This window comes from Georgenia sp. SUBG003, from assembly GCF_000715355.2.
In the GTDB taxonomy this organism is placed as follows: Bacteria; Actinomycetota; Actinomycetes; order Actinomycetales; family Actinomycetaceae; genus Georgenia.
Map to the genome: position 1 here is coordinate 2,796,424 of NZ_CP180204.1, position 19,099 is coordinate 2,815,522.

18 protein-coding genes and 3 pseudogenes are annotated in these 19,099 nt (G+C 73.8%); 7 read left to right on the forward strand and 14 right to left on the reverse strand.

Annotated elements, in window-relative coordinates; all coding sequences use genetic code 11:
* The first annotated feature begins 57 nt into the window (after window positions 1–57).
* Both mshC and DA06_RS14245 read left to right on the forward strand, forming a co-directional pair.
* Window positions 58–1,329 (forward strand): cysteine--1-D-myo-inosityl 2-amino-2-deoxy-alpha-D-glucopyranoside ligase, encoded by a 1,272-nt coding sequence (gene mshC / locus DA06_RS14240; RefSeq protein WP_418605305.1) that lies wholly within the window; start codon window positions 58–60, stop codon window positions 1,327–1,329.
* A 93-nt stretch (window positions 1,330–1,422) separates the two neighbouring features.
* On the forward strand, window positions 1,423–2,412 hold the full coding sequence (locus tag DA06_RS14245; RefSeq protein ID WP_052436766.1) for a Gfo/Idh/MocA family protein: 990 nt from the start codon (window positions 1,423–1,425) through the stop codon (window positions 2,410–2,412).
* Between the two features lie 96 nt (window positions 2,413–2,508).
* Here the strand turns inward: DA06_RS14245 and DA06_RS14250 are convergent, their stop codons facing one another.
* Entirely contained in the window at window positions 2,509–3,456 is a 948-nt protein-coding gene (locus DA06_RS14250; RefSeq protein ID WP_418605307.1) for a PAC2 family protein, read from the reverse strand.
* A 107-nt stretch (window positions 3,457–3,563) separates the two neighbouring features.
* Between DA06_RS14250 and DA06_RS14255 the strand changes: the two are divergent.
* Together DA06_RS14255 and DA06_RS14260 are read left to right on the forward strand one after the other, a co-directional pair.
* A pseudogene (locus DA06_RS14255) lies at window positions 3,564–3,629 on the forward strand (hypothetical protein); the annotation flags it as partial.
* 73 nt (window positions 3,630–3,702) lie between these two features.
* The gene (locus tag DA06_RS14260) at window positions 3,703–4,197 is read left to right on the forward strand and encodes an HAD family hydrolase (RefSeq protein ID WP_418608021.1); all 495 of its coding nucleotides are present in this window, start codon (window positions 3,703–3,705) and stop codon (window positions 4,195–4,197) included.
* 111 nt (window positions 4,198–4,308) lie between these two features.
* Here DA06_RS14260 and DA06_RS14265 read toward each other — a convergent pair whose 3' ends face one another.
* From DA06_RS14265 to DA06_RS14315, 11 genes and pseudogenes are all read right to left on the reverse strand, one after another.
* On the reverse strand, window positions 4,309–5,133 hold the full coding sequence (locus DA06_RS14265; RefSeq protein WP_418605308.1) for a RecB family exonuclease: 825 nt from the start codon (window positions 5,131–5,133) through the stop codon (window positions 4,309–4,311).
* 269 nt (window positions 5,134–5,402) lie between these two features.
* The gene (locus DA06_RS14270; protein ID WP_052436768.1) at window positions 5,403–6,026 is read right to left on the reverse strand and encodes a hypothetical protein; all 624 of its coding nucleotides are present in this window, start codon (window positions 6,024–6,026) and stop codon (window positions 5,403–5,405) included.
* A 149-nt stretch (window positions 6,027–6,175) separates the two neighbouring features.
* Window positions 6,176–6,475, reverse strand: a complete 300-nt coding sequence (locus DA06_RS14275; protein ID WP_052436769.1) for a putative sulfate exporter family transporter — start codon at window positions 6,473–6,475, stop codon at window positions 6,176–6,178.
* 86 nt (window positions 6,476–6,561) lie between these two features.
* Window positions 6,562–6,738 (reverse strand): annotated as a pseudogene (locus DA06_RS14280) (putative sulfate exporter family transporter); the annotation flags it as partial.
* Window positions 6,739–6,906: 168 nt separating this feature from the next.
* On the reverse strand, window positions 6,907–7,206 hold the full coding sequence (nuoK, locus tag DA06_RS14285; RefSeq protein WP_043501193.1) for an NADH-quinone oxidoreductase subunit NuoK: 300 nt from the start codon (window positions 7,204–7,206) through the stop codon (window positions 6,907–6,909).
* Window positions 7,203–8,081: an NADH-quinone oxidoreductase subunit J gene (locus DA06_RS14290; protein WP_052436770.1), complete on the reverse strand. Its 879-nt coding sequence runs from the start codon at window positions 8,079–8,081 to the stop codon at window positions 7,203–7,205. The genes nuoK and DA06_RS14290 overlap by 4 nt, the downstream gene beginning before the upstream one ends.
* Before the next feature lie 141 nt (window positions 8,082–8,222).
* On the reverse strand, window positions 8,223–8,948 hold the full coding sequence (gene nuoI, locus DA06_RS14295) for an NADH-quinone oxidoreductase subunit NuoI (protein ID WP_043501195.1): 726 nt from the start codon (window positions 8,946–8,948) through the stop codon (window positions 8,223–8,225).
* Window positions 8,941–10,316: pseudogene (gene nuoH / locus DA06_RS14300) on the reverse strand (NADH-quinone oxidoreductase subunit NuoH). The gene nuoI and the pseudogene nuoH overlap by 8 nt, the downstream one beginning before the upstream one ends.
* Window positions 10,313–11,545, reverse strand: coding sequence for a molybdopterin dinucleotide binding domain-containing protein (locus tag DA06_RS14305; RefSeq protein ID WP_418605309.1), 1,233 nt, complete (start codon window positions 11,543–11,545; stop codon window positions 10,313–10,315). The pseudogene nuoH and the gene DA06_RS14305 overlap by 4 nt, the downstream one beginning before the upstream one ends.
* Before the next feature lie 70 nt (window positions 11,546–11,615).
* On the reverse strand, window positions 11,616–12,137 hold the full coding sequence (locus DA06_RS14310; RefSeq protein WP_043501200.1) for an SRPBCC family protein: 522 nt from the start codon (window positions 12,135–12,137) through the stop codon (window positions 11,616–11,618).
* 92 nt (window positions 12,138–12,229) lie between these two features.
* The gene (locus DA06_RS14315; protein ID WP_043501217.1) at window positions 12,230–12,610 is read right to left on the reverse strand and encodes a VOC family protein; all 381 of its coding nucleotides are present in this window, start codon (window positions 12,608–12,610) and stop codon (window positions 12,230–12,232) included.
* A 107-nt stretch (window positions 12,611–12,717) separates the two neighbouring features.
* On the opposite strand from DA06_RS14315, the gene DA06_RS14320 reads away from it, so the two are divergent.
* On the forward strand, window positions 12,718–13,032 hold the full coding sequence (locus tag DA06_RS14320; protein WP_043501204.1) for a GNAT family N-acetyltransferase: 315 nt from the start codon (window positions 12,718–12,720) through the stop codon (window positions 13,030–13,032).
* Window positions 13,033–13,070: 38 nt separating this feature from the next.
* Here the strand turns inward: DA06_RS14320 and DA06_RS14325 are convergent, their stop codons facing one another.
* Window positions 13,071–14,507 (reverse strand): lipase maturation factor family protein, encoded by a 1,437-nt coding sequence (locus DA06_RS14325; protein WP_043501206.1) that lies wholly within the window; start codon window positions 14,505–14,507, stop codon window positions 13,071–13,073.
* 68 nt (window positions 14,508–14,575) lie between these two features.
* Complete coding sequence (locus DA06_RS14330; RefSeq protein WP_043501209.1) at window positions 14,576–14,920, reverse strand: hypothetical protein; 345 nt, start codon at window positions 14,918–14,920, stop codon at window positions 14,576–14,578.
* A gap of 217 nt (window positions 14,921–15,137) precedes the next feature.
* Here DA06_RS14330 and DA06_RS14335 point away from each other — a divergent pair, with 217 nt between their 5' ends.
* Together DA06_RS14335 and DA06_RS14340 are read left to right on the forward strand one after the other, a co-directional pair.
* Window positions 15,138–17,372: a glycoside hydrolase domain-containing protein gene (locus tag DA06_RS14335; protein WP_043501210.1), complete on the forward strand. Its 2,235-nt coding sequence runs from the start codon at window positions 15,138–15,140 to the stop codon at window positions 17,370–17,372.
* A gap of 112 nt (window positions 17,373–17,484) precedes the next feature.
* Window positions 17,485–18,777, forward strand: coding sequence for a glycosyltransferase (locus DA06_RS14340; RefSeq protein ID WP_043501213.1), 1,293 nt, complete (start codon window positions 17,485–17,487; stop codon window positions 18,775–18,777).
* Window positions 18,778–19,099 lie beyond the last annotated feature (322 nt).

Genomic DNA, 19,099 nt, shown 5'->3' on the forward strand with positions numbered 1-19,099 from the left:
GGCCGGGGGCGTGGACGCCGGGGATGCCGGACCGTCTGCGGCGGATAGCATCGCCTGGTGCATTCCTGGTCCGCCCCCGACGTCCCCTCCCTGCCCGGTCACGGCCTCACCGTGCACCTGCACGACACCGCCGCCGGCGCCCTGACGCCCACCCGCGGCACGGACGAGACGGCCACGCTCTACGTCTGCGGCATCACTCCGTACGACGCCACCCACCTCGGCCACGCCAACACCTACGTCGGCTTCGACCTGCTCGTGCGGGCCTGGCTCGACGCCGGCCGGAAGGTGACGTACGTGCAGAACGTCACCGACGTCGACGACCCGCTGCTCGAGCGGGCCGAGCAGACCGGCACCGACTGGCGCGAGCTCGCCGAGTCCCAGACGGACCTGTTCCGCTCCGACATGACGGCCCTGCGGGTCCTCCCGCCCGACCACTACGTCGCGCCGTCGAGGCGATGGATCTCGTGGCCGAGGCGGTCGAGCGCATGCTCGCCGACGGCACCGCCTACCGCCGTCCCCCTGCCCGAGGGCGCGGGCGGCGACACCCCCGAGCTCGGGGACGTCTACGCCGACCTCAGCGTGGACCCGCTGTTCGGCACCGGCGCCCACCTCCAGCCCGACCAGATGATCGAGGTCTTCGCCGAGAACGGCGGAGACCCGGACCGGCAGGGCAAGCGCCACGCGCTCGACCCGCTGCTGTGGCGCCGCACCCGCGTGGGCGAGCCCGACTGGGACGGCGGCTCGCTCGGGCGCGGCCGTCCGGGCTGGCACATCGAGTGCGCCTGCATCGCCGGCAAGCACCTCGGGTCCCTCGTCGAGGTCCAGGGCGGCGGCCGCGACCTGATCTTCCCCCACCACGAGATGAGCGAGTCCCACCTGCGGGTGCTGCGAGACACGCCGGCGCCCGTCATGATCCACAACCACGGCGGGATGGTCGGCCACGAGGGCGAGAAGATGAGCAAGTCGCTCGGCAATCTCGTCCTGGTCTCCGAGCTCGTCGCCGCCGGAGCCGACCCCATGGCCGTCCGGGTGGGCCTGCTTGCGCACCACTACCACTCGGACTGGGAGTACACCGACGCCGGCCTGGCGGCCGCCACCGACCGGCTGGACCTCTGGCGCCGGGCGGCGGCGGGGGAGAGCGGCCCCGCCGCCGAGCCGCTGCTGCAGCAGGTCCGCGAGGCCCTCGCCGACGACCTGGACTCCCCGCGGGCGCTGGCCGCCGTCGACGACTGGGCGCGCGCCGCCCTCGCCGGCGACGGCGAGCAGGTCCAGGGTGCGCCGGACCTGGTGAGGCGCACCGTCGACGCGCTGCTCGGCGTCGCGCTGTAAGGGCTCCCCGGTCGTTACCCTGGGGAGCGGTCCGCAACGGGCCGTGCACCGCGGGCCCGGCACACCGGGCTCGTCCGCGACAGGGAGGTTGCTGTGTCCGACATCCGGTGGGGCGTGCTCGGGGCGGCGCGGATCGCCCGCAAGGCGGTCATCCCGGCGATCCGGCGTGCCGGTGCCGGCGAGGTGCTCGCCGTCGCCTCCGCGAGCGGGAAGGCGGAGGCGTTCGCCGCCGAGCTGGAGATCCCCCGCGCGTACGGCGGCTACGACGAGCTGCTCGCGGACCCGGACGTCGACGCCGTCTACATCGCCCTGCCGAACGCCGCCCACGCGGAGTGGATCGTCGCCGCGGCCCGGGCCGGCAAGCACGTGCTCTGCGAGAAGCCGGTGGTGCTCAGCACCGCCGAGCTCGACGACGTGGAGGACGCCTGCGCCACCGCCGGCGTGCAGCTGGCCGAGGCGTTCATGTACCGCCACCACCCCCAGCTGCAGCGGCTGCGCGAGCTGCTCGACGCCGGCACGATCGGCGAGCTCGTCACCGTCGAGTCGTCCTTCCACTTCACCCTGCCCAGGACCGACCCGCTCGACATCCGGCTGCGGCCGGACCTGGGCGGCGGGTCGCTGCGGGACATCGGCTGCTACCCGGTCGACCTCCTCGGGTGGCTGACCGGCGCAGAGCCGGACGACCTCGGCGTCGTCGCGCACCGCGACCAGCCCGGTGGCGCCGACACCCGGATGGCCGTCGCCGCCCGGTACGGCGACGTCACCGCCAACCTGCACTGCTCCTTCGACGCGCCCTTCCGTGCGCAGGCCAGACTCATCGGCACCGCCGGGAGCATCGAGCTGCCCGACGCCTTCCGGGCCGACAACCGCGGCGGGACCGCCCGCATCCGCATCGAGCGGGACGGTGACGTCTCCGTCGTCGAGGTCGCGGGCGACCAGTACGGCAACCAGGTCGCCGCCTTCGCGCGGCGGGCCGAGCACGGCACGGCAGACCCCGACGGCGCCGCGCTCACCCGCCGCACGGCGGCCACCCTCGAGCGCATCGAGGCGGCCGCCGGGCGGGAGACCCCGGCGGCGGGGTAGCAGGGCTGTCGACCGGCTAGCGGCGCCTCGGGCGGTAGGTCCGCCCGAAGTTCCGTGGGCTGTCCTCGAAGATCTCGACCAGTTCCAGTGCAGGTCTCAGAGACCGGCGGGGCCCTGCCCGCCCTTGTCTCCCTTGTCGCCGCGGATGTCCCGACGGCGCAGGTACCGCTCGAACTCGCGGGCGATCGCCTCGCCGGAGGCCTCGGGGAGGTCGGCGGTGTCCTTGACCTCCTCGAGCTGCTGGATGTACTCGGCGACGTCGGGGTCCTGGCCGGCCAGCTCGTCGACGCCGGCCTGCCAGGCGCGGGCGTCCTCGGGGAGGTCGCCCACCGGGAGAGGCTCGCCGACGAGCTCCTCCAGACGCAGCAGGATCGCGAGGGTCGCCTTCGGCGAGGGCGGCTGCGCGACGTAGTGGGGCACGGCGGCCCACACGTTCAGGGTGTGCAGCCGCTGCTCGGCGGCGAAGTGGGTGAGGACGCCGACGATCCCGGACGGTCCCTCGTACTCCGAGCCCTCCACGCCGAGAAGCGCCTGGACCTGCGGGTCGGCGGAGGTGGTCTGGACCGGGATGGGCCGGGAGTGGGGCACGTCGGCGAGCAGGGCGCCGACCCCGACGACGGTGCCGACCCCGAGCCCGCGGGCGACCTCGAGGATCTCGTCGCAGTAGTCGCGCCAGTGGAACGACGGCTCCACGCCCTGCACCAGCACCACGCGGCGGCCCGAGATCGGCGCCCGCGCCACGGAGACCGTGGTGGAGGGCCACGTGAGCTCGCGGGTGCCGTCCTCGCCGATGCTCACGTGCGGACGGTTGACCTGGAAGTCGTGGTAGTCCTGCGCGTCGAGCTCGTGGACCACGTCCGCGTCCCACGCCTCGGCGACGATGTCCAGCGCCTGCGACGCGGCGCCGCCGGCGTCGTTCCAGCCCTCGAAGGAGGCGAGCAGGATCGCGGGCGGGAGCTCGTTGCCCTTGGCGCTCTCGTCGGGAGCCTCCGCCGGCGTCCCGCCGCCGGTGGCGTCCTGCTTGCCTGGCTCGCTGCTGGTCATGAACCCACATTAGGCGCGGATAGGGTCGTGGGGTGAGCGACAGGCGACTTCCGGACGCGGTGCTGTGGGACATGGACGGCACGCTGGTGGACACCGAGCCCTACTGGATGGCCTCCGAGACCGCGGTGGTCTCGCGGCACGGCGGCACGTGGACCCAGGAGCAGGGACTCCAGCTGGTCGGCAACGACCTGATCACCTCCGCCCGCATCATCCAGGCGCAGACCGGCATCGGCGGCGACCCGGCCGATCTGGTCGAGGAGATCCTCGCCGGCGTGGTCGCGCGGGTGCGCGAGAAGGGGGCGCCCTGGCGGCCGGGGCGCGCTCGAGATCCTCGCGGAGCTGCGGTCGGCGGGCGTGCCGTGCGCACTGGTGACGATGTCCTACGAGAGCTTCGCGGGCGCCGTCGTCGCGGCCGCTCCCGCCGGCACGTTCCAGGAGGTCGTCACGGGCGACCAGGTGACCCGCGGAAAGCCGCACCCGGAGGCGTACCTCACCGCGGCCGAGCGGCTCGGCGTCGACCCCGCGCGTTGCATCGCGGTCGAGGACTCCACCGTGGGCGTCACCGCGGCGCTGGCGTCCGGGGCCCGGACGATCGCCGTGCCGCTCATGGTCCAGGTGGCCGCGCAGGACACCCTCAGCCGGCTGCGCTCGCTCGAGGGCGTGGGCCTTGACCTGCTCGCCCGGATCCTCGCGGGCGAGGTCGTGGACGAGCTCGCGACCGTGGGGCGCGCCGGCCGCTGAGCGCGCCGCGCGGGCATGGCTCGCGGCGCGGGCATGGGCGCGGCGCGGCACAGGGCGTCGCAGCGGGCTCTGGCGCCCGCGTGGCTGCGCGGTCGGCGTCCGTCTCCGGGCTCAGACCGCCTGGACGGTCAGCAGATGCTCGACCCCGCCCGGCGGCATCGGCGGCTCCTCGCCACCGAACGCGGGGCAGTACGACTGGAACGAGCACCACGAGCACAGCCTGGACGTGCGGTAGGCGAACTTCTGGGTCCTGGCCGACTCGGAGATCGCCGCCCACAGCGACTCAAGGTCCCGCTCCAGCGCGACGAGCTCCTCCTCGCCCGGGTCGTGGGTGAGCGTGCGCCCGTCGCCGAGGTAGACCAGCTGCAGGCGGGCGGGCACCCGGCCGTGCAGCCGCCACAGCATCAGCGCGTAGAACCGCATCTGGAACAGCGCCTCGTCCTGGTACCGCGGGTGCGGGGACCGGCCGGTCTTGTAGTCGACCACCCGCACCATTCCGTTCGGTGCGACGTCCATCCGGTCCACGAACCCGCGCAGCAGGATCCCCGAGGCGAGCTCGGTCTCCACGAGCATCTCGCGCTCGGCCGGCTCCAGGCGGGTGGGGTTCTCCATGCGGAAGTACTGGGTAAGGAGGCTGCGCGCCTCCGCCAGCCACGCGCCGAGGTCCTCGGGCCCGGAGAACATGCGCAGGAGGTCCGGACGGGTGGCCTGCAGCTCCTGCCACCGAGGGTCGAGCAGCTCCTGCGCGGCCTCTTCCGTGCGCCCGGCGGCGGGCAGGTCGAAGAGGTGCTCGAGGACCGCGTGGACGAGCGAGCCCTTCACCGCCGCCTGGCTGGGCGGCTCGGGCAGCCGGTCGACGGCACGGAAGCGGAACAGCAGCGGGCACTGCCGGAAGTCCTTGGCCCGTGACGGGGAGATCGCCGCACGGCGACGCACCGGTGCGACCGCCTCGTCCGGCGTCGCCTCGTCCGGCGTCGCCTCGTCCGGCGTCGCGGCGTCCGGCGTCGCCGCGTCCGGCGTCCGGCGCGCACGAGCGAGCCCGCCACCTCCGGGACCAGGGCGACGCGCGTCTCCGGGGCGGGCTCTCGCGGCGCTGCGACGGTGCTCACGCCGTCGAGCCTAGGCTGCCCGCCGGCGCGCGCATGGGACTTTGTCCCCTTCGGGCGGCGGCGGTTCCGTCCCGCGGGGCGGGGGGTCCTGGCCTGCTACATCCCGCCCCACCGCAGGACCACGGGGTTGTCGGGGTCCACCATGTCGATGATGACGTCCGAGCGGCGCAGCGGGTCCGCGATCTCGCGGTACAGCGCCAGGGCGGGCAGGTAGCGCTCCCGGTAGCGGGCCTCGACGGCGTCGGGCTCGTCGTCCTCGACGTCGAGGCGCGCCAGCACCCGGTCCACCGTGACCGACTCGGGCACCGACAGGTAGATCGTCACGTCCCACAGGTCCTCGAGCTCGGGCCGCAGGAGGCTCATGCCGTCCACGAGGACCACCGTGCCGGGATGCTCGTGGGCGGGGTCGCCGACCGTGATCTCTCGGATGCGGTCGAGCGGGTAGGTGTTCTCGTACACCCACCTTGGGTCGGCGGCCTGCGGCGAGCGGCGCAGCTGCAGCGGGATGATGAGCTCGTCCGCGCTGAACCGGCGCACCTCCGGACCCCGGGGCAGCATCGGGTGCAGGATGTCGTCCAGCTCCCGCGCGAAGGTGGTCTTCCCCGCCGCGTCCGGGCCGTCGATGGCGACCCGGAGCACCCGCGCGCCGGATGCCCGGGTGCTCAGGCCCCGCGCGATCCTCTCGAGGACGTAGCGGCGCTGCCCCGTCGCTGCTGCCATGTCGCCGATGGTAGGGGCGGCCTGCCGTCCGCACGATCGGAGGGAGGTGTTGTCTTGATGGGCGAGCGCGCCGTCCCTCCAAGTGGGACACCGGCGCGGCCGGCAGGTGGGACACCGGACGCGGGCGGACGGGGTCGTCGCGCGCCGGGTCACAGGAGCGTGAGCACCCCGACGAGCGAGATCCCCGCCGCGACCACCGCGGCGACGAGGCCCAGCAGGAGCGCGGGCCCGCCGCGGGTGAGCAGCGCCCGGACGTTCACCCCGGTGCCCAGCGCCACCATCGCCACGGTGAGCAGGAAAGTCGACGCCGTCTGGACCACCAGCAGGACCTCGGCGGGCACCGGCAGCAGCGAGCGCACCAGCACCAGGGCGAGGAAGCCGAGGACGAAGCCCGGCACGAGGGGCGTGCGGGCGGTCGCGTGCGGGGCGGGCTCGGTGCCGGCCAGCACGGCGTCGGCCGACTCGACGGCCGCGCGCGCTCTGCCTCCGCCCGGGCACGCCGGCTGGACGCGTACCCGACGCCGGCGACCAGCGGCGCGAGCAGGACCACCCGGCCGAGCTTGGTGACGACCGCCGTCGCCAGCACCGCCTCGCCGACCAGCCCGCCGGCGGCGACCACCTGGCCCACCTCGTGGATCCCTGCCCCGAGCCACACGCCGGTGGCGTGCTCGTCCAGCGCGAGGGCCGTGGCGAGCGGTGGCAGGGCCAGCATCGCGACGGTGCCGAAGATCGTCACGGCGGCGACGGCGGTCGTGGCGGCCGCGTCGACGCCGCCGCGGCGCTGCCCGTGGCCGCGGGGAGCACGCCCGGCAGGGCGGCGGTCAGCGCACCCGGCAGGGAGGTGGACACGGTTGTAGAACCCAGCATGCGCCGGCCCCCGTCAGTGCTTCAGCAGGCTGACGTCGTCGACCGACGCGGACCTGCGGGTTCGGAAGATGGACACGATGATGGCGAGGCCGACCACGACCTCGGCGGCGGCGACGACCATCACGAAGAAGGCCAGGACCTGCCCGGTGAGGTCACCGTGGATCCGGGCGAACGTCACCAGCGCCAGGTTGGAGGAGTTCAGCATGATCTCCACCCCCAGCAGGGCGATGATGGCGTTGCGCCGCACGAGCACCGTGGTGGCGCCGATGGCGAACAGGATCCCGGAGAGCACCAGGTAGTTGACCAGGCTCACTTGTCCGCCTCCGCGTTCTCGATCTCCCTGCGGGCGCCGTCGGCCCCGACGTCGGACGGGCCGGTCACGTCGCCGGCCTCCTCGTACCCGGGGCTGCCGGGCAGCCGCGGCTCCGGCGCGGCCTCGCCGCGCATGCTCGGCAGCTGCGCCTGCGCGACGGCGCGCGAGCCGACGGAGCCGGCCGACCGGCGCAGGCCGCGGCCCGTCTCCCCGGTGCGGGCCCGCGCGACGGCCTCGACCGTCTCGGGGCTGACGTCCCCGATCGTGCGGCCCTGGCCGCGGATGCGCAGCACGCGGGGCACGGAGTCGTTGAGCGGCTCGCCCGTGGCGGAGAGGGCGGGGAGGTCGGCGGCGTTCGAGCGCGCGTACACGCCGGGGGCGGGCAGCTGGCCCACCCGGGTCTCGCCCGCGCCGTAGGCGGCCATCCTGGCCTCCAGCACCTCCTGCTGGCTGGCCTTCCGGTGCAGCCGCTCGCGGTGGGTGAGCGTGATGGCCCCGACGGCGGCGACGATGAGCAGCAGACCGGTCAGCTCCATCGCGAAGACGTGGTCGGAGAAGATCAGCCGCGCGACCCCCACGGGGTTGGTGTCGGCGTTCGCGCCGGCCAGGCCGGTGGGCTCCGGACCGCTGGCGCGGAGCACGACGGCGCCGATGAGCACGGCCAGCCCGAGCCCGGCGAGGACACCCAGCCAGCGCTGGCCCTTGATCGTCTCGTGCAGGGAGTCGGACGCGTCGACGCCCACGAGCATCAGTACGAACAGGAACATCATCATGATCGCGCCGGTGTACACGACCACCTGGGCCACCCCGAGGAAGGGCGCCTCCTGGGCGATGTACATCGCCGCGAGGCAGAGCATGACGAGCACCACCGACATCGCGGCGTAGACGGCGCGCCGGGAGAACAGCAGGGCGAGGGCCCCCCAGCACCATGACCGGGGCGAGCACCCAGAACAGGACGGTCTCGCCGGTGGAGACCGTGCCGGTCTCGGCGAGCGAGGCGGGAAGCATCCCGGTGATCACTTGCGGCCCCCCTCGGCGCCGGCGGCGGCGGGACGTGCGGTGCCCAGCGTCGGGTCGCCCGGGCGGTGGGCACGCACCCACTCGACCTGCTCCGCCGTCGGCCCGGCGACCTCGCCCCGGTAGTAGTCGTCGTCGTCCGTGCCCGCCACCATCGGGTGGGGCGCGGCGAGCATGCCCTCCAGCATCGGGGCCAGGAGGTCCTGCTTCTCGTAGATCAGACCCTCCCGGGTGGGCCCGGCGAGCTCGTACTCGTTGGTCATCGTCAGCGCCCGGGTCGGGCAGGCCTCGATGCACAGGCCGCAGAAGATGCAGCGCAGGTAGTTGATCTGGTACACGCGGCCGTACCGCTCGCCCGGGGAGTACTGGGCGTCGGGGGTGTTGTTGCCGGCCTCGACGTAGATGGCGTCCGCCGGGCACGCCCAGGCGCAGAGCTCGCAGCCGATGCACTTCTCGAGCCCGTCGGCGTAGCGGTTGAGCTGGTGGCGGCCGTGGTAGCGCGGCTGCGTCGGCACCTTCTCGAACGGGTACTGCTCGGTGACGGTGGGCCGGAACATCGAGGAGATGGTCACGCCGTAGCCGGCGACCGGGGCGAACAGGCGCCCGAGCGGGCCCTTCTGCGCCGGCCCGAGCTCCGGGGGCAGCGGGCGGCCGACCTCGCCGCGCCGCCTCTCCGTGCGGCCGAGCGAGGCCCCCTCGTCACCGGTGCGCTGGTCGTCAGACATCGTGACCCTCCTCCTGCGTGGTCTGGGTGCCCTGGGCGGTGCGCGCACCGGCGGCGGCCGCCTCGCGGCGGGCCCGCCTGGGCGACGGCGGCAGGGACTGGCCGGGCAGCGGCGGCACGGGGTAGCCGCCCGCGAACGCGTCGAACTCGGTCCGGCCGGGATGACGTCGGGGTGCGGCGTCGCCGCCGCCTCGGGCTCCGGCTCCTCCTTCTTGGCCGGCCACACCAGCAGCACGACCATGAGGACGGCGAAGATCCCGGCGATCCACAGCAGCATCGTCTGCAGGTCGGTGTCGGTGAACTGGCGCACGCCCTGGACGACGGCGACCGCCACCAGCCAGGTCAGCGCGACCGGGATGAGGATCTTCCAGCCCAGCTTCATGAACTGGTCGTACCGGAAGCGCAGCAGGGTCCCGCGGGTCCAGATCATGAGGAACATGACCAGCCACATCTTGGCGATGAACCACAGCATCGGCCACCAGCCGGTGTTGAGGACGCCGTCGCCGATCGTGGACAGCGGCCACGGCGCGCGCCAGCCGCCGAGGAACAGGGTGGTCGCCACGGCCGAGACGTTGAACATGTTGATGTACTCGGCGAGGAAGAACCACGCGAACTTCATCGACGTGTACTCGACCATGTGGCCGGCCACGAGCTCGCCCTCGGCCTCGGGCAGGTCGAACGGCAGGCGGTTGACCTCGCCGACCATGGAGACCAGGTAGACGACGAACGCCGGGAACAGCGCGACGGCCCACCACAGCTGCGTCTGGGCGTCGACGATCTGGGAGGTCGAGAGCGACCCCGAGACCAGGAAGACGCTGACGAGCGAGAGTCCCATGGCCAGCTCGTAGGAGATGACCTGGGCCGCCGAGCGCGTGGAGCCGAGGAGCGGGTAGGTGGAGTTCGAGGCCCACCCGCCGAGCACGATGCCGTACACGCCGAGCGCGGTGATGGCGAGGATGTAGAGGACCGCCACGGGCATGTCCGTCAGCTGCAGCGGGGTGACCACCCCGAAGATCGACACCTCGGGCCCGAACGGGATGACCGCCAGGACCATGAAGGAGCAGAACGCGGCGATGAACGGCGCCAGGACGTAGAGGATCTTGTCCGCGCCCTTGACCGAGAAGTCCTCCTTCAGGACCAGCTTGAGGGCGTCGCCGACGGCCTGGAGGAGGCCGAGGGGTCCGTGCACGTTCGGGCCGGGGCGGGTCTGCATGCGGCCGAGGCCGCGGCGCTCCACCCACAGCGCCATGAGCACCGAGACCAGCAGGAACACGAGGATGAAGACGGCCTTGATGACCCAGATCCACCAGGTGTCGTTGCTGAAGTCGGCGGTCGGCGCGGCGGCCGCCGTCGGCAGGATCGTTCTCACTGGGCCACCTCCGCGGCGGACAGGGCGACGACGGCGCCGGCACCCGCGCCGAGCATGTCGTGCACGCTCGAGCCCGGGGAGTTCTCCGGCAGCCAGACCACGTGCGCGGGCATCGTGGTCAGGGACAGCGGCAGGGTGACCGAGCCGCCCGGGCCGGTCACGGTGACCCGGTCGCCGTCGACGACGCCGAGGCCGGCCGCGGTCTCGGGGCTGAGGCGCACCACGGGACGGTGCGCGGTCCCCGCCAGGGTGCGGCGTCGGCGACGACGAGGCGCCAGCCCGGGTCCGCCGCGACCGCGGCGCGGACCTGCTTGGGCAGCTGCAGCGCCCCGCCGCCGCTCGTCGCCCACCGGCCGGTGACGACCCCGCCGGGGACGTAGTCGGGGTGGAACCGCGAGCGTGCGCCGTCGGGCCGCGGCCGGATCCAGGCGTCCATCCAGGCCCACCCGTTCGCGGTGAGCAGCCGGGAGAGCTTCTTGTACTCGAGCAGCGGCGCGATCGCGGGATGGTCGTACCGGGCGAGCTCCCACTTGCGCGTGGTCGTCACCTCGATGCCGGCCGACTGCAGCGCCCGCAGGAGGCTCGGCGGGGGAGTCGGGGTTCAGGCCGGGCGCGTCGAGGTGCCGGCGGATCCGGTCGGCGAGCGCCTCCACCCGCTCGGGCCGCGTGCCCGGGGCGGGGCGCGGACCGAGCAGGTCGGTGAGGAGCTGGTCGTGGACGGCGCGGTCCCAGGGCAGGCCGTCGTGCGCCATCTCGGCGGCGAGCAGCGCCCCGGCGGACTCGGCGGCGAGGAGCAGCCGGAGCCGGCCGGGCTCCGTGGCGGTCCCGACGGCGGCGTCCTGCCGGACGCACTCGGCCAGGACGTCCTCGGGGCCGACCTCCGGGCCGACGGCGTCGAGCAGCGTCGGCTCCCCGGCGTCGCCGGGGTGGTGGTCCCACCTGCCGTCCGGCGCGCTCGCGATCTCGGAGCCGGCGGAGGCGACGGCGTGCCGCAGGATGGCGTGGCAGAGGCGAAGGTCCTGGCAGCGTTCCACGCGCACGCCGGCGCGCAGCAGGGGCGGGTAGACGGCGGCCGTGTCCGCCCAGACCCACCGCGGGCGGTGCTCGGACTCGAGCCGGCGGACCCGGTCGGGAAGGTCGGTGGAGGCGACCGTCTCGCCCGCCCCCGCGCCGCCGGGGAGCGTGCGCAGGTGCGCGCCGCCCTCGACGGGCGAGACGAGGATCCTCACCGGCGCAGCGTATGCCGGTGCACCCACGCGGGAGCGGACGTCGGCCGGGGCTCTTCCTGCCCGGACCGCCTCAGACCTCGGGCTCCTTCGCGGCGAGATCCGTGTAGTACCCCGACTGGGCGGGGTAGTAGTCACCGAACTCCACGGGTGAGCGGCCGGCCTGCGCGGCGAGCAGGTTGTCCAGGTAGTACTCCCAGCCCGGCCCCACCTCACCCGGGTCGACGGCCGCGTCGAGGTGGTGGACGAGCGTCACGGTGCAGCCGCCGCCGGCCTCGGCGACGACAACCTCGAGCCGCCAGCCCCCGCTCTCCGCGCCGAGCTCGACCGCGAGGTGCCGCGGTGGTTCGCACGCGGTGATGGTGACGTCCGACGGCCGGTCGCCCTCCTCGAAGGCCATGGCGAACCGGACCGTGCGGCCGACGCCCGGCGTCCCCGTCCACCTGCCGATCCAGCGGGCGGTCCTGTCAGGCTCGGTCAGCCACGCCCAGACCTCCTCCACGGGCACGTCGAGCGTCCGGGCAAGGAGGAGGTCGCGGCCGTCGGCGGTCGCGCTCAGGGACCCGGTGGGGGTGGGATTCCGGCCGTTCGTCATGGCCACACGGTACGGACGCCGCTGCGCCTCCGCAGCGTGTACCGGCCGGGGCCGTCAGTCACGGCGGGCGACCGGCGGCCGGGTCCTCGCCCTCACCGCCCCTCCGCGTCGAGGTCCTGGACGGAGCGGGAGAGCACGCAGAACTCGTTGCCCTCGGGGTCGGCGAGCACCACCCAGCTGACGTCCGGGCCCTGCCCCACGTCCGCGCGCGTGGCGCCGAGCCCGGTCAGGCGCTCGACCTCCGCGGCCTGGGTGGAGCCGTCGGCGCGCAGGTCCAGGTGCAGCCGGTTCTTGACGGACTTCCTCTCGGGGACGGCGATGACGTCGATGCCCGGCCCGCCGCCGGGCGGTCCGATGCTGACGCCGACCTCGTCGACCTCCCGCTCCTCCCAGCCGAGGGCGGCGAGCCAGAAGTCGGCCACCCTCCGGATGTCCACGGCGTCGATCACCAGGCACGAGATGCTCGCGGTCATGGCACCGAGCATGGCGGCGGCCGGGAGCTTCCGCGACCCCGGTCGCCGCGCGGCCCGGGCCGGCGCGCGTTCCGGAATGGGGCGGCCCGGTCCGTTGTTGCGCCGTCATGGAGACCACAGTCCGCGAGGGCGAGAACCGGTTCGAGATCCTGGTCGACGACGAGGTCGTCGGTGTGGCCGAGTACCTGGACGACGGCGAGCGGCGCATCTTCCACCGCACGCGGGTGGACGACGCGATGTCCGGGAAGGGCCTTGCCGGCCGCCTGGTCGGGCACGCCCTGGACGAGGCGCGGGACGAGGGACGCCGCGTGGTGCCGGTGTGCTCCTACGTGGCCGCCTACGTCGAGCGCCACGAGCAGTACGCCGACCTCGTGGAGCCGGCCTCCGACGACGACGGCGACCTCGTCGCGGCGAGGTCCTGACGCACGGCCCGCTGCGCCCGGGCGCCCGACGCGGTAGCTCAGCCGAGCCGGCGCATGGACTCGAGATCCTGCGGGGCGACGAGCATGCCCTCCTCGAGGCGGGACCACCACCGGCGCGTCCGGCGCAGCTCGTCCCACGTGGAGTAGCGGTACCGGAACACGCGCGCCCGGACGTAGCGCGGGCGGCGGCCGTCGAACGGGTCGCTCGCGAGCAGGCGGAGCGTGGGGCGGTCCGCCTCGAGCAGGCGGCGCAGCAGCATGGTGAACCACCGGTGCTGGGACGGTGAGCCGAGCGCCAGGAACCACATTCCCCAGTCCAGCCGCAGGTGGTACGGCGCGTACTGGCGTGGCCGGCGGTCGACCCGCCCCGGCTTCCCCTTGAACCCGTACTCGTGCCAGTCCGTGGTGAACGGGTCGTCGTCCTCCGTGCCCTCGACCACCACCTCCGAGCGGCGCCGCGTGATCGACCCGAAGGCGCCGTAGGCACCGACGAGGTGCCACCGGTTGAACGAGGCGTTCATGGCCTGGCGCCTCGAGACCAGATTCTTCGCCGGCCACCAGCTCAGCACCACCAGCAGCAGGCTCACGGCCAGCACCACGACCACGAACCACACCGGCGACGGCGCGTGGGAGGCCTCGCCGAGCGGGAGGACCCGGGCGAGGACGTCGTCGGACACCGCGGAGAACGCCAGGACCATGGTGAGCCAGTTCAGCCACGCGAAGTTGCCGGACAGCACCAGCCAGCCCTGCGTCACGACGACGACGGCGGCTGCGAAGGTGGCCACCGGCTGCGGCGCGAGCAGCAGCCACGGCACGACGAGCTGGGTGAAGTGGTTGGCCGCCACCTCCACCTTGTGCAGGGGACGGGGCAGGTGGTGGAAGAACCAGCTGAGCGGCCCGGGCATCGGCTGGGTCTCGTGGTGGTAGTACAGCGCCGTCAGGTCCCGCCACACGACGTCGCCACGCATCTTGATCATCCCGGCGCCGAACTCCACCCGGAAGACCAGCCACCGGAACAGGAAGACCACCACGACCGGCGGCGCCACCTCGTCGGAGCCGAGGAAGGCGGCGAGGAAGCCGGCCTCGAGGAGCAGGGACTCCCACCCGAACCCGTAGAACACCTGGCCGACGTTGACGATCGACAGGTACAGGCCGTACATCGCGAGGAAGACGAGCATCGGGACCCACGGCGGGCCGGCCTGCGGCAGCCCGGCGACGACGCTGAGCGCCAGCACCGCGCCGGTCCACGCCACCACGAGCAGCAACCGGTCGGAGTACCGGCGTCGGAAGAGCGTCGGCCCGGCCCGGCTCCCGGCGCGCTCGAGGTAGCGGGGGACCGGCAGCAGGCCGTGCTCGCCCAGCAGCGGGCGGAACTGGCGCAGCACCGCCGCGAAGGCGACGAGGTAGAGCAGTGCGATGCCGCGCTGCAGCACGAGCCTGGCGGCGTCGTAGTCCCCCGCACCGAACCACTCCACGGCGAGCCCCCTCCCTCAGCCGCCATTGCACACCCGCTCCCGCGGCGGCGCAGCCGGGGGCTGGTCGCCTACCGTCCGCGCTGCGGCCCGGCGGTCTCGCCGACGCTGGTGACCGTGGTCAGGAGGAACACCGCGTCCTCGAGGGCCCGCACGCCGTGCCGCTCGTGGGTCAGGACGGCGAGCTGGCCGGCGGCGAGCTCCACGGTGTCGCCGGTGACCTGGACCCGGCCGAGGAGGACCTGGATGCTGGCCGCGTCGGGCGAGTTGTGCTCGGCCAGGTCGCTTCCGGCCGTCAGCGCGATGATCGTCTGCCGCAGCGGCCCGTCGTGCACGAGCAGCTCGGGGCTGCGGCCGCGCTCGTCGGCCTTCGCGGCGGCGAGGTGGGAGGCGGCGAGCTGGGACAGGTCGGCCACGGGTCCTCCTAGGCAGGGTGTCGGCTGCGACCCACTATGCCGCCGGTGGTCCGCCCCCGCAGCCGAGAGACCGATCGGGCCCCTCCCGTCCGGTCCGGTGCGGACCCCCGCCGTGTCGGTCGGGCGCCGGGGTTCCCGACGCTCTAACGTCCGTCCATACGTATCGTCGTCGCGCGTCCCCGGCCGGAAGCCGCCGGGGCGGGGGAGGGGACCGGGCGTGCTCGAGCGCGTTGACCCGTTCATCGGCACCGAGGTGACCGACCTGCCCGCGCCGTCGGGCCTCGCGGCCACGTGGTGGTGGCCCAAGCCGCAGGTCGGCAACACCCACCCGGGAGCCGCCTACCCGCTCGGCATGGTGTCCGCGTGCGCGTACTCCGGGGCGTACCCCACCGGCTACGGCCGCTACGAGCTGAGCACCGAGGGCGTCCCGGCAACGATGCACGAGCGGCAGGTAGCCTCGGGCTTCACCCACTTCCAGCAGTCCGGCACGGGCGCGATCCGCAAGTACTACAACTACTTCCGGGTCACCCCGATGCTGGAGCCGCTCGACTCCCTGGGCACGCTGTGGGACGTCCTCGAGGAGGAGGCCGAACCCGGCTGGTACGCCGCCACGCTCGCGTCCGGGATCCGGTGCGAGGTGACCGTCGGGCCGCGCAGCGCCGTCCACCGCTACACCTTCCCCGCCCACCGCGACGCGCGGCTGGTCGTGGACCTCTCGCTGGGTGGCCTGGCCATCCCGTACGGCGCGACGATCCCGCTGCGGGCGCACCTGCAGGCCCTGACGCCGGGCGTCGCGCAGGGCGAGATCGTCGTCGAGGGGGCCCCGCTCTCCGTCCACGCGGAGTGCGACGCCGACCAGTGGCGGCAGATGCTCTGGTACGACCGCCGGCTGATGCCCGGCGGCACCCGCCTGGACTTCGACTCGATCCGGCCCACGACGCTGCGCCCGTTCGGTCTCATGTGGGCCGGACCCACCGAGCCCGGCCAGGTGGTCGAGCTGCGCCTCGGCTTCTCCCTGCGGGGCGAGGAGCAGGCCCGCAAGAACCTCTACCGCGACTGCGGTGCCGGCCCGGGCAGCTTCGACACCCGGCGTGCGGCGACCGCGCAGGTGTGGCGCGACCACCTGGGCACGATCGCCGTCGACACTCCCTCCGCCGAGCGGGAGACCATCTTCTCGACGGCGCTCTACCACTCGCTCCTCAAGCCCTGCCTGGCCCGCGGCGAGAGCCCGTTCTGGCCCGCCGACGGCCCGTTCGCGTTCGACATCAGCACGATGTGGGACATCTACCGCACCCAGCTGCCGCTGCTCACCACGCTGGTGCCGGAGCGGGCCGTGGAGCTCGCCGAGGCGCTCGTCCACATCTGCGAGGAGGAGGGGAACCTGCCGATCGGGTACCGCATGTCCCGCGGTGCCGACCAGTTCTCCCGGCAGGGCTCCGCCCTCGCCCAGACCTTCCTCGCGGACCTGTGCCAGCTGGGGCTGCCCGGGATGGACTGGGAGTGGGCGCTGGTCCACATGCACAACGACCTGCGCCGGATGTACGGCGAGGACTTCCTCCTGCGGGGCGAGGCCCACCCCGTCAGCCACACCCTCGACCTCGCGTTCGGGTACTGGTGCACGTCGAAGGTGGCCGAGCACGTGGGGGACCGGGCGCTGGTGGCGCAGTTCGCGCCGCTCGCCGCGCAGTGGGTCAACGCCTTCGACCCGGCGACCGGGCTGCTGAAGGACTCCACGTTCTACGAGGGCGGTCGGTGGAACTACTCCTTCCGCCTGGTGCACGACATGGCGGCGCGCATCGCGCTCGCGGGCGGCGACGAGGCGTTCGTCGCCCTGCTGGACCGCTTCTTCGGCTTCGGCGCCGCGCCGGTGAGCCAGCCCGGCGTACGGCCCTCCGCCGGGGAGATGGCCCGGGGCTACGCGCTCGACCGGTTCGAGGGCCTGAACAACGAGCCGGACATGGAGGCCCCCTGGGCCTACCAGTACGCGGGCCGGCCGGACCGCACCGCCGAGGTGGTCCACGCGGCACTGAACCACCAGTTCGGGACCGGTCGCGGCGGGCTGCCGGGCAACGACGACTCCGGCGGCCTGAGCTCCTGGTACGTCTGGGCCTCCCTCGGAATCTTCCCCGTGGCGGGGCAGAACCTGTTCCTGCTCAACGCCCCGTCGTTCCGGCACGCGCGGGTCAGCGTCGGCGGCGGAACCTTCGAGATCGCCACCGCCGGGTTCACCGAGCCCGAGCCCGGTGGGCCGGTGCAGTACGTGCGCTCGGCCCGGCTCGACGGCGTGCCGCTCGAGCGGACGTGGCTGAGCGGCAACGAGGTCCACGCGGGTGGCACACTTCTTCTCGAGCTCGCGGCCACGCCGTCGGACTGGGGCACGGCCGTGGCCCACCGGCCGCCGTCGTCCGCCGGGCCCACCCCCCTCAGTGCCGAGATGTCATCTTCTCCGTGAGACGTCGGAGCACTGACCGCTCACCGAGAAGTTGACGTCTCACCGAGAACTTGACGTCTCACCGAGAAGTTGACGTCTCGCCCGTTACGTCCGCCTTGGAGGTACCCCAGCCATGACCAAACCCGAGCGCCGTCTGGTGATCGTCGTCCGCGCGGACCCGGTGATCTGCGGGCACTCCGGCGAGGCGCGCAACCTCGCCGAGGCGGCCCTGACACGCGGGTTCGACGAGGTCCGCATCGTCACCTGGCCGGTCGAACGGCTCCAGGCCAGCGGTCTGCCGCTGAAGCCGCTGGACCACGTGCTGCCCTACAGCGACGGCATCGTCGTCGAACGTCCGGGCCCCGTGGGCGACTACAAGGTGCCCGACGGCCGCTACCTCGCCGGCATCACGGGACGGCTGGTCGAGCTGTTCACCGACGGCGTCCCCACCGTCTGCATGTCGCTGTACCTCAGCCCGCACACGATCGCCGTCGCCGACGCCGTCCGCGTGGCCCGCAGCACGGGCCTGCCCGTGAACGTCACCACGATCGCCGAGGCCGTCGGCTCCGACGTCACCAACGTCGTGCGCTCCTGCGTGGACGAGGGCCGCTTCGGCGCCGCCGCGCACGTGCTGTCCAGCTACCTCGACTCGGACGTGTGCGTGGCCGTCTCCGAGTACACCCGCGACCTCATCGTCGCCGAGGCCGCCGCGATCGACGCCCGCCACGGCACGACGTTCGCGGAGCGGTGCCGGGAGCGGGTGGCGATCTCCTACCCGGCCATCGACACGAGCGCCTACCTCGACCTCGACCCCGCGGACACCGAGGCGGTTCTCGCCGCCCGCGGCCTGGAGCGTGACGGGTACGTCCTCTTCCTGTCCCGGCTCAGCCCCGCCAAGGGCGTCGACGACCTCGTCGAGGGCTTCGCCGCCAGCTCCGTGCACGGCTCGGTCCGCCTCGTGGTCGCCGGCAGCGGGCCGGCGGCCGCGGCGCTGCGGGCGCAGGCGGCCGCGTCGCCCGTCGCCGACCGGATCGTCTTCCTCGACGACGTCGACGACGCCGAGAAGCCCCACCTCATGGCCGGCAGCGCCGCGTACGCGCTGCCCAGCAAACCGCTGCCGGAGTTCACCGAGACCTTCGGGATCGCGCTGGTGGAGAAGATGCTCGCCGGGGGCGGACCCGTGATCACCACCGACACCGGCGGCATCGGGGAGGCCGTGGGCGACTGCGCGATCGTCGTCCCGGTCGAGGACCCCGCCGCCGTCGCGGCCGCTCTGGACCGCGCCGTCGGGATGCCGCCCGGGGAGCGGCGGGCGTGGGAGGAGCGCGCCCGGGCGCACGGGGTGCAGTTCGACCGTGCGGCCGTCTTCGACCGGCTCTTCGCCCGCCTCGACGGGCTGCCCGAGCTCGAGCCCGCTCGCGCCTGAGCGACCCGCGGACCAAGGTCTCTCGCGGCTCCGCCGTCGTCCCCGGTAGGAAGGAGGGGACGACGGCGGAGGTGCGTCATGAGCTACGGTCCTGGGCCCCGGTGGGCCCGCCGGGTCGGCGTGGTGGCCGGCGCGATGATGGTCGGGGGCGCGGGGCTGAACACGTGCATGGTCGTCGCCCGTCCCGGGTCCTACGCCGGCATGGGCCGGTGGTTCCAGGAGGTCTCGCCATGGGGCCTCGGCCCGCTCCCCGGGCTGTGGGACGCGACGTTCGGTGCGCACCCGCGCGTGCTCGTACCGCTATTGGGCGTCGGGTACGAGG